An 8,644-nucleotide genomic window follows, 5' to 3' on the forward strand; every position below is an offset into this window, starting at 1 on the left:
GACGCCTGCGGGATCACCGTGGACGGCCAACTCGCCGAGCTGCGACGGCTGTTGTACTGCGGGGAGTGGATCGAGAGCCAGACCCTGCACATCTATCTACTGCACGCCCCGGACTTCCTCGGCCGCGACAGCGCCATCCTGCAGCCCGCGGAAGGCGGCGCGCGGCCTAATGGATCCAGTGCTCACGCCCCACTGCCCGGCGGGCACGCCACCCCATCAGCGGTCTGGCCTCCCGGCCGACCAGCAGGGGCACGGTCTGACACCAGAACTCGACTGCTTCCGGCTGCGAAAGTGCTCACCTGCTGGCGGCTACGGCACCGAGTCTCTCCGACCCGGCTGGTCCCATTAGGCTGATCGATCGTGCTGCTGCGACTGCCCTACCTCGCCGTGTCGAGTGTGTTCGCCCTCATACGGCTGCTGCCGATCAGCGACGCGGACAAGGACATCGAGATATTGACGCTGCGCCACCAACTGGCCGTCCTGCAGCGGCAGATCGCCAGGCCACGCGTCACCAGGGCGGACCGCGCCTTCCTTGGCGCGCCTCCGCCGGCTCCCCAGGCCCAGACTGCGGCAGCTGCACCTGATCGTCTCCCCGGACACGATCCTGAGGTGGCACCGCGACCTCATGCGCTGTCGCCACGCCGACGCCTCCTGTCGCAAGCGGTCCGGGCGACCACCTACCCTCCCCCAGCCTTCGGCCGGGAGGTGCCCCCAGCAGCATCCAGGCTCTCGTCCTGCGCCTGGCACGGGAGAACTCCGGGGGACCAGAAGGATCCACGGCGAAACTCGCTGCCCTCGGCATCAAGCTCGCACCCTCCACGGTGTGGGAGATCCTCCGGGCGCACGGGATCGAGCCCGCGCCCGAACGCGACCGCCCCACCTGGGCCGCCTTGCTGCGCGGCCAGGCCCACACGATCCTGGCCTGCGACTTCTTCACCGCCACCACCCTGAACGGCGCGACGTTGTACGTCTTCGCCGTCATCGAGCACGCCAACCGCCGCATCCGCATCCTTGGCGCGACCGCCCACCTCACCGCGGAATGGGCCACCCAGATCGCCCGGAACCTCGTCATGGATCTCCAGGGCGCCGGGGCCACCGTCCGACACCTGATCAGGGACCGCGACAGCAAGTAAACCCGAGCATTCGATGCTGTCTTCGAGGCCGAAGGCATCGAGGTCGTCACCACCGGCATACGCGTTCCCGCATGAACTCGATCACGAAACAGGGGGCACCTCCCGGCCGAAGGCTGGGGGCGGGTGCAGACCTGCCGACACGAACTCCTCGACCGCACCTTGATCTGGAACCAGGCCCACCTGCTCCACGCGCTCGCCGAGTTCGAGTCGTCCTACAACGAGCACAGGCCTCACCGCGCCCTGCGCAGCGAGGCGCCCTGCAGCCAGTTCCCGAACCGATCACCGGTCCCGACCGACTCGACCTGCTGAACGTCCATCGACGTAATCGACTCGGCGGCACCCTCCACGAGTACGCACATGCCGCTTGACCTACGCGGTAAGAATCGGCACCCGCAGCTACTCGTCCGGCTGGCCGGGGTGCCAGACCTACGAAATCCGCGCGGGGTGCGCTACCGACAGCGGCGTGCCCTCTCGACCCCGGAGGCCACCGGTGCCGAGCAGCCGCCCAGGGCGGACGGTTGCGCTGGTGGGCGGCGCCGACGCCCGATGCGCCAAGAGTTCGCCACTGACAGAGCAATATCGTCACGCAACGCGACATCAAGATCGCTAAACTGTCCTCGTACCGGTCCGCAGACCCATCGGAGATCGCACGGCTCCGCGCCCTCGTCATTCAACTCGGAGGCTAGCCATGACCCGCGCGCGAGTTCCCGCCCGCCACCAGCGGAGCGCGCTCCTCGCCTGTGTCCTGCTCGCCCTCGTCTGGGTCGTCGTCATCATCTGGGCGGTGTCGAACCCGCCGGACCCTACGGCCATGCCGGTACCCATCCCCGGGTCGTCCGGGGTGCCAGGCGAGGACGGCAGGCAGGGAGCAACAGGTTCGGACAGCGCGCCCAGACGGGACGGTACGGGCAGTACGGGCAAGGGCAAGGAAGGAAGGAACGGTACGGACGCCAGGGAGGGTAAGGACGGCCGGGAGGGCAGGGACGGCGCAGACGGCAGGGAGGGTAAGGCCGGTACGGAGGGCAGGGACGGCGCAGACGGCCGGGAAGGCAGGGACGGCGCAGACGGCGCAGACGGCCGGGAAGGCAGGGACGGCGCAGACGGCGCAGACGGCCGGGAGGGCAGGGACGGTACGGACGGTCGGGAGGGCAGGGACGGCGCAGACGGCCGGGAGGGCGCGCAGGGGCCGCAGGGAATCCAGGGCGAGACAGGCCCCCGCGGGCCGACTGGGCCGAACTGTCCGAACAGGTACAGCTTGCAGGTGCCGTCGTGGGATCCGGATGCGCTGGTGTGCAGCCGCGACTCCGCGTCGTCGCCGAGTCCGTCGCCTTCACCGACCGCGAGGCAGCCGGCTCCTTTTTGACCGGCGCCGTTCTTGAGGTGTACTTGTCATTCCGGCCACCGCCGCTCTGGACGTGCAGCAGCGTAGGACGTTCCTGCGACCCCGTTCCCTGCAATGGGCGCAATGGCTCGGCGAGGTGTCCTTCGCCTTCTACCTGGTCCAGTGGCCTGTCCTGATCTACGGACACCGGCTGATCGGGGAGCAGCGCCAGTTCGCCGCGCCCGGTGCGGTGGGTGTCATGGCACTGTTGCTCGCCATCAGCATGCTGCTGACCTGGATGCTTCAAGTGCTTGTCGAACGTCTGGTGATGAAACGCTGGTCGGTGTCCCGCGCGCGGCGGCCCGGAACGGCGGCTGCTCCGTCTGAGAACTCGCCCGGGAACCGTCCAGCCCAACCGTGACTGGGCGCGTCATGACGGCCTCCTCTCACCGCGGGGCGGCAATGCGCCCCCGTTCGAATTCCCTGTACTTCAAGCCTGGCCCGGGGGCTGGCTGGGCGCATGGGCCAGTCGGACCCCGTCACTGGGTCGGGCGGCGCGCGGCGCGAGCAGGCCGTAGCGTGGACATTGAGGCGTCCCGCTCCGCGAGGGAGGCGGCCATGGCAGCCGGCAAGAAGCGCACGAAGGACGGCGGCGCGCAATCGGAGCGGCTGCCACGCCGCGCCTACGAGAGCGAACTCCTCCGCCTCCAGGTGGAGCTCGTCAAACTCCAGGAATGGGTGCGGGCCGAGGGCGCTCGACTGGTCGTCGTCTTCGAGGGTCGCGACGCGGCGGGCAAGGGCAGCACCATCAAGCGCGTCACGGAGCACCTCAACCCACGTGTCGCCCGGATCGCCGCGCTGCCCGCCCCGACCGAGCGTGAACGTACGCACTGGTACTTCCAGCGGTACGTCGAGCAGCTGCCCGCTGCCGGGGAGATCGTCCTGTTCGACCGCAGCTGGTACAACCGCGCCGGCGTCGAGCACGTCATGGGCTTCTGCACCAAGGAGGAGCACGCACGCTTCCTCCACCAGTGCCCAATCTTCGAACGGCTGCTGGTCGAGGACGGGATCCTCCTGCGCAAGTACTGGTTCTCGGTCAGCGACGCCGTACAGGAGCAGCGTTTCCGCGCCCGTCTGGAGGACCCGACGCGACGGTGGAAGCTCTCTCCCATGGACCTGGAGTCCGTCACCCGGTGGGAGGCGTACTCACGTGCCAAGGACGAGATGTTCGTGCACACCGACATCCCTGAGGCGCCCTGGTACGTCGTGGAGAGCGACGACAAGCGCAGCGCCCGGATCAACATGATCGCCCACCTGCTCACCACCGTCCCGTACTACGAGGTCCAAAGGCCGCCGCTCGACCTGCCCCCGCGCCCGCCGTCCACCGGCTACGAGCGTCCACCACGCGACTTCCAGACGTACGTCCCCGACCATGCCGCCACCGTGGGCAGGTGGCCGGAGACTGTCCCGCGGGTCGGCTGAGTCCAGCCTCGGCTTTCGGCGTGGGCGGCGCAGAAGCCGGCCAGACCAGCGGTGAGGGCGGCGGTGAGGCCTGGCCAGGACGGCGGCGAGGTCATCAGCACGGTGTGCAGGAAGGGCAGGTACAGCGCCGCGGCACCCAGGCCCACCGAAGCCAGCACCGCGGCGGGCAGGAACGGGTTCTCCCGGGTGAACAGCCGCTCGCGCAGTCCGAGTACGACCCCGAGCTGAGCGGCCAGCAGAGCGAGGAACAGAGTGGTCTGCCACTGCCCTCCGGAGTGCCGGATCCAGAGCCCTGCTCCGAGGCTCGCGGCGGTGACCAGCGTTGCCAGGCGCAGCACTCGCTGCCACAGTCCGTCGCCGAGCACGTGCTGGTGCGGCGGTCGCGGCGGGCGGCGCATGGCGTTCGGGGAGACCGGTTCGGCGCCCATGGCGACGCCGGTGAGGCCGTGTGTGAGCAGGTTGATCCAGAGGATCTGGCCGGCCAACAGGGGCAGGGCGAGGCCGAGCAGCGGGCCGAGCAGCATGACAAGGATCTCCGCCACGCCGCCGGCGAGGGCGTAGAGCAGGAAGCGGCGGATGTTGTCGTACACCCGGCGGCCTTCTTCCACCGCAGAGATCACGGTGGACAGTTCGTCGTCGGCGAGCACCAGGTCGGCGGCCTGCCGGGCGACCTCGGTTCCCCTGCGGCCCATTGCCACACCGATGTCTGCCTGTCGCAGCGCCGGGCCGTCGTTGACGCCGTCGCCGGTCATGGCGGTGACCGCACCCCGGGCCCGCCATGCCTGCACGATGTCCAGCTTCTGCTGCGGGGTGGTTCGGGCGAACACCCGGACCCGGGTGAGGTCCGGCACATGCCCGGCGGCCAGTTCCCGGCCGCTGACCACCGCGCCATCACCTTTGGGGCCGAGGATGCCGACGCGGGCGGCGACGGCGCGGGCGGTGGCCGGGTGGTCCTCGGTGACCAGCACCGGGGTGATGCCGGCCCGGCGGCAGGCCGCGACGGTGACGGCGGCGGCTTCCTTGGGCGGGTCGCTGAGCGCCGCGAGGCCCAGCAGCCGCAGCCCGGTCTCCGCGTCCTCGTACCCGGCGGGCAGGTCGTCGCGGACGGCCGCTGCCACGGCCAGGACCCGGAAGCCCTCGGCGGACAGCCGCTCGGCCTCCCGCCGGGCACGCTCCAGCGTCTCCGGGCTCTCGGCCAGGAGTGCGCCGTCCAGCACTGCTTCCGGCGCGCCCTTGAGGCAGACCTCGATCTGCCCGGAGAACTTACGGTGCCAAGTGGTCATGCGCTTGCGGAGGCTGTCGAACGGTGCCTCGCCGACCCGGGGACGGCTGCTCAGCAGCTCCTCTCGGTCGCACCCCGCCTTCGCGGCGGCGGCGAGCAGCGCGGCCTCGGTGGGATCGCCGAGCGCGGTCCAGCGGTCGTCGCCGTCCCCACCACCTCCGGGTGGGCGCAGCGAGGCGTCGTTGCACAGCGTCGCCGCGGTGAGCAGGGCCCGTATTGCAGGGTCGGCGGGCGGGTCCGCGAGGACCTCGCCGACGGGCTCGTACCCCTTGCCGGTGAACGTGGCCGTGCCCGCGGCGGTCCACACCCGCTCGACGACCATCCGGCCCTCGGTGAGGGTGCCGGTCTTGTCGGTGGCCAGCATGGTGACCGAGCCGAGGGTCTCCACCGCGGGCAGCCTTCGTATGACGGCGTGGCGGGCGGCCATCCGTCGCGCGCCGAGCGCCAAGCCGAGAGTGACGACAGCGGGCAGCGACTCCGGGACGGCGGCCACGACCAGGCTGATCGCCGTCACGGCCATGATCTCCAGAGACTGGCCACGCACCAACCCGAGCCCGAACACGACCAGGCACAGAGCCACTGTGACCAGGGCCAGCACCCGGCCAAGGCCGGCCAGTCGGCGTTGCATCGGCGTGAGTTCCGTGCGGGGCGTGCGGGGGTGCAGCAGGGCCGCGATCCGGCCGAGCGCGCTGTGCGCCCCGGTGGCGGTGACGGTGGCGACCGCCCGGCCGCGTACGACAACGGTGCCTGCCTGGACCCGCGTGGCATCCGGGTCGGCGGCGCCCGGGTCCTTGGCCACCGGTACCGACTCGCCGGTCAAAGCCTGCTCGTCGACGAGCAGCGCGGACGCCTGCACCAGTACCGCGTCCCCGGGGACGATGTCGCCCTCGCCCAACAGCAGCACATCGCCCGGCACCACGGCGGCCGACGGTACCTCCCGCTCGGCGCCGCCGCGCAAGACGCGGGCAGTCGGTGCGGTCATCGCGGACAGCGCGGCGACTGCGTTGTCGGCTCGTACCTCCTGGATCACCCCGACGGTTGTGTTCACCACGATCACCAGGGCGATCACGACTGCGTCGGGGTGATCGCCGGTGGCCACGGTCAGTGCGACGGCGGCCAGCAGAACCATGATCAGGGGATCGCGCAGCTGGGCGGCGACTCGCGACCGCAGGGGGATCCGGCGCTGCCGACCCACCTCATTCGGGCCGTACTCCGTCAGCCGCCGTGCGGCATCGTCGTCGGTCAGTCCGCGTGGGCGTGTGAGGCGTGGAGCGTCGACGGACGTGCGGGTCATGGCCGCCTCCGGGGTCGGGTCAGTACAGCGAAGCGGGCCATGACTGGGACACGGAGAGGACGACCGCGGCGTCGGGCAGCGCCCCGACGGTCAGCCACGGGTGGAACCAGATCGCCTTCAGGACCAGTCCGCAGGCGGCGGCCACGAGGGCTGCAGTGGACCACCAGCCGGTGCCCGCCGCCATGCCCACGCCCGCGATCACATAGAGGACCGCCGTGGCGGAGGCGAGCGCCTTGGAACAACGTCGCGGCCGGGTAGTCGGCGACGTCGACCGCCGTGAGTGCCCAGGAGTGGCAGGGGGCGGAGGGCTCCGGCCTGTCGTGCTGGGCGTGTGGCGCCCACATGCCCAGGTGCAGCAGCCTGTGCGCGACCAGGAACGCGGCGATCAGCGCGGTGATCACGGCAGCACATCCGGTTCGCTGCCGCCCATGTCCAGCCGGAAGGCGGATGGACGTCCGTCATAAGGGCTGCGTACGCGGCGACGCGTAGCACCCACCGGTTTGAGGCCCATGACCAGGTCGAACAGAGTCTCCGGCGAGGCTTTCCGTGGTGCGGTCACTGCGGACATACAGTCAGCGTGGCCGCCGCTGGGCTGCTGCCGGGAGGGCCGTACGGGACCGTCCGAAAGGGCCCGTCGGTCCCGTCACGTCCCGGTCAGGGCTCGTGCGATCCCGTCGGTAAAGGCGTCGATGGCAGCCCAGTCGCGATAGTCGCCGTACCGGCAGCCCATAAGGCGGAACATCAGGCGACCGGTGAGGGGAAATGCCCCCGGCTGACGACGCCGGAAAAGAGCCGATGGCTACCACGGGGGCGTAGGGCCGCCTGGACGATGTGGGGCTTGCTGGGAGTGGGCGGGGTTACGTCGATTGGCCTCGGTGCGATCTCCGTGTTCGCGGTGGACTGGCATTGGGAAGGGGCGAATCGTGAACTGGTCCGCCCGATCATGATGGCGGTCGGCTTCATGGCGCTGTCGCTCTTCGTCAGCGTTCATCACTATGGGGCGACTGCGTCGACCTCCATGACCATGACCACTAGGGCCGTTAGGCCCACCTGGCCCCGGCGACGCCGGTCCGGTAGGCACGGGAGGGACCGTCACGTCGAAGGCGCCCGGCTCGCCGAACGGTTGAGGATCGTCCTCATCCACTCCGAGGCGGCAGATTCGGAACCAAGGACCTGTCCGGAGATCCCGGACTCGCTCGCGCGGTGCGCGGTGTGTCTTCCGCGTCAGCGCCGTTGACCGGAATTCTTGAGCGCAAGCCCGGGCGTGAACGCCCGGGTTGGCGCATCCTCGGCGCGGAGCCGCGTAGCGGCGGAGGTCGCTTCGTTGTCTGGCCGGTTCCCGTTGCGGTGTCGGCTTGTCAGTGGGGGGTCGTAGTCTTCCCATAATGCGCTGACGTGCAGTCACTCTGGCCTGTGGGGTGGGTGTTGTCGGTTGCGGGTTGTAGCTTTTCTTGGATTGTCGGGGCGGGATGGGTGAGGGGGTGCGTGGCAGTGTCGGAGGGCGTCGAGAGCGTCGTTCGGGCTGAGGCTCGGGTTGTTCCGCCGGCTGTTGCTGCGCGTCTGGCGTCGTTGCGGGCCCGTAAGGATGCGGGCCTGGTCGGGCGGACGGCGGTGGTGCCGGTCTGGCTCAGTCGCACGGACCACGCGCGGGCGCATGAGGCGTGCCACGCCGCGGCCGGCTTGTGGAACCAGACGGTGATCTGGCTGCGCGGCCAGTGGACGGCCGGTGAGCGTCCAGGCAAGGAGGACGTCCGCCGGTTCGTGACGTCTTTGCCGTCCGAGGTGAGGCCGTTTCACGCGCACACCGCGCAGGCGGTGGCGTACGACCTGTGGGACGCTGTCGCGACGTCCCGGGCGAACCGTGCGCAGGGTTTGAGGGCCAGGGCCCCGTGGCGGGAGAAGAAGTACCGCCCGTTGTCGTTCACCGCGACGTTCGGCTGGCGGGTCACGCCCGAGGGCCGGCTGGCCCTGTCGCCGGGCCGGGGCCGGGGCCGGATTGTTCTGCCGATGCCGCAGGTCACCTCGCGCGACGGAAGGCCGGTGTCTGCGGCGTCCTGGGGTGAGATCAGGTTGTGCTGGGACCGGAACGCCAGGTCGTGGTCGCTGCATGTTGCGTACTCCGCACCGGGTGA

The 8,644-nt window shown here is 70.4% G+C and carries 6 protein-coding genes and 2 pseudogenes; 5 read left to right on the forward strand and 3 right to left on the reverse strand.

From position 1 onward, the window contains the following. The 4 genes and pseudogenes from EFK10_RS51590 to ppk2 all read left to right on the forward strand — a co-directional run. Positions 1 to 138, forward strand: a pseudogene (locus EFK10_RS51590) (Ni/Fe hydrogenase subunit alpha); the annotation flags it as partial. 222 nt (positions 139 to 360) lie between these two features. Next, positions 361 to 1,501, forward strand: a pseudogene (locus EFK10_RS43760) (integrase). Between the two features lie 1,047 nt (positions 1,502 to 2,548). Continuing rightward, the gene (locus EFK10_RS43765; RefSeq protein ID WP_127361200.1) at positions 2,549 to 2,875 is read left to right on the forward strand and encodes an acyltransferase family protein; all 327 of its coding nucleotides are present in this window, start codon (positions 2,549 to 2,551) and stop codon (positions 2,873 to 2,875) included. Positions 2,876 to 3,072: 197 nt separating this feature from the next. Continuing rightward, positions 3,073 to 3,936, forward strand: a complete 864-nt coding sequence (gene ppk2, locus EFK10_RS43770) for a polyphosphate kinase 2 (RefSeq protein ID WP_127361201.1) — start codon at positions 3,073 to 3,075, stop codon at positions 3,934 to 3,936. Here ppk2 and EFK10_RS43775 read toward each other — a convergent pair. The 3 genes from EFK10_RS43775 to EFK10_RS43785 all read right to left on the reverse strand — a co-directional run bounded on the left by EFK10_RS43775 (position 3,843) and on the right by EFK10_RS43785 (position 7,080). Further along, positions 3,843 to 6,512 (reverse strand): cation-translocating P-type ATPase, encoded by a 2,670-nt coding sequence (locus EFK10_RS43775; RefSeq protein ID WP_127361202.1) that lies wholly within the window; start codon positions 6,510 to 6,512, stop codon positions 3,843 to 3,845. The genes ppk2 and EFK10_RS43775 overlap by 94 nt on opposite strands. Before the next feature lie 19 nt (positions 6,513 to 6,531). Then, positions 6,532 to 6,714, reverse strand: a complete 183-nt coding sequence (locus EFK10_RS43780; RefSeq protein ID WP_127361203.1) for a hypothetical protein — start codon at positions 6,712 to 6,714, stop codon at positions 6,532 to 6,534. A 195-nt stretch (positions 6,715 to 6,909) separates the two neighbouring features. Continuing rightward, the gene (locus EFK10_RS43785; protein WP_407647257.1) at positions 6,910 to 7,080 is read right to left on the reverse strand and encodes a hypothetical protein; all 171 of its coding nucleotides are present in this window, start codon (positions 7,078 to 7,080) and stop codon (positions 6,910 to 6,912) included. 1,127 nt (positions 7,081 to 8,207) lie between these two features. Here EFK10_RS43785 and EFK10_RS49110 point away from each other — a divergent pair. Beyond that, a partial coding sequence (locus EFK10_RS49110; protein ID WP_206305829.1) for a hypothetical protein occupies positions 8,208 to 8,644 on the forward strand: 437 nt, incomplete at its 3' end.

It is taken from the genome of Streptomyces soli (assembly GCF_003999195.1).
GTDB lineage: Bacteria > Actinomycetota > Actinomycetes > Streptomycetales > Streptomycetaceae > Actinacidiphila > Actinacidiphila soli.

Bases quoted from the DNA above. Each gene is read 5' to 3' on its own strand.
- EFK10_RS43775 (WP_127361202.1), bottom strand. From the start codon at position 6,512: ATGACCCGCACGTCCGTCGACGCTCCACGCCTCACACGCCCACGCGGA.
- EFK10_RS43785 (WP_407647257.1), bottom strand. From the start codon at position 7,080: ATGTCCGCAGTGACCGCACCACGGAAAGCCTCGCCGGAGACTCTGTTC.
- ppk2 (WP_127361201.1), top strand. From the start codon at position 3,073: ATGGCAGCCGGCAAGAAGCGCACGAAGGACGGCGGCGCGCAATCGGAG.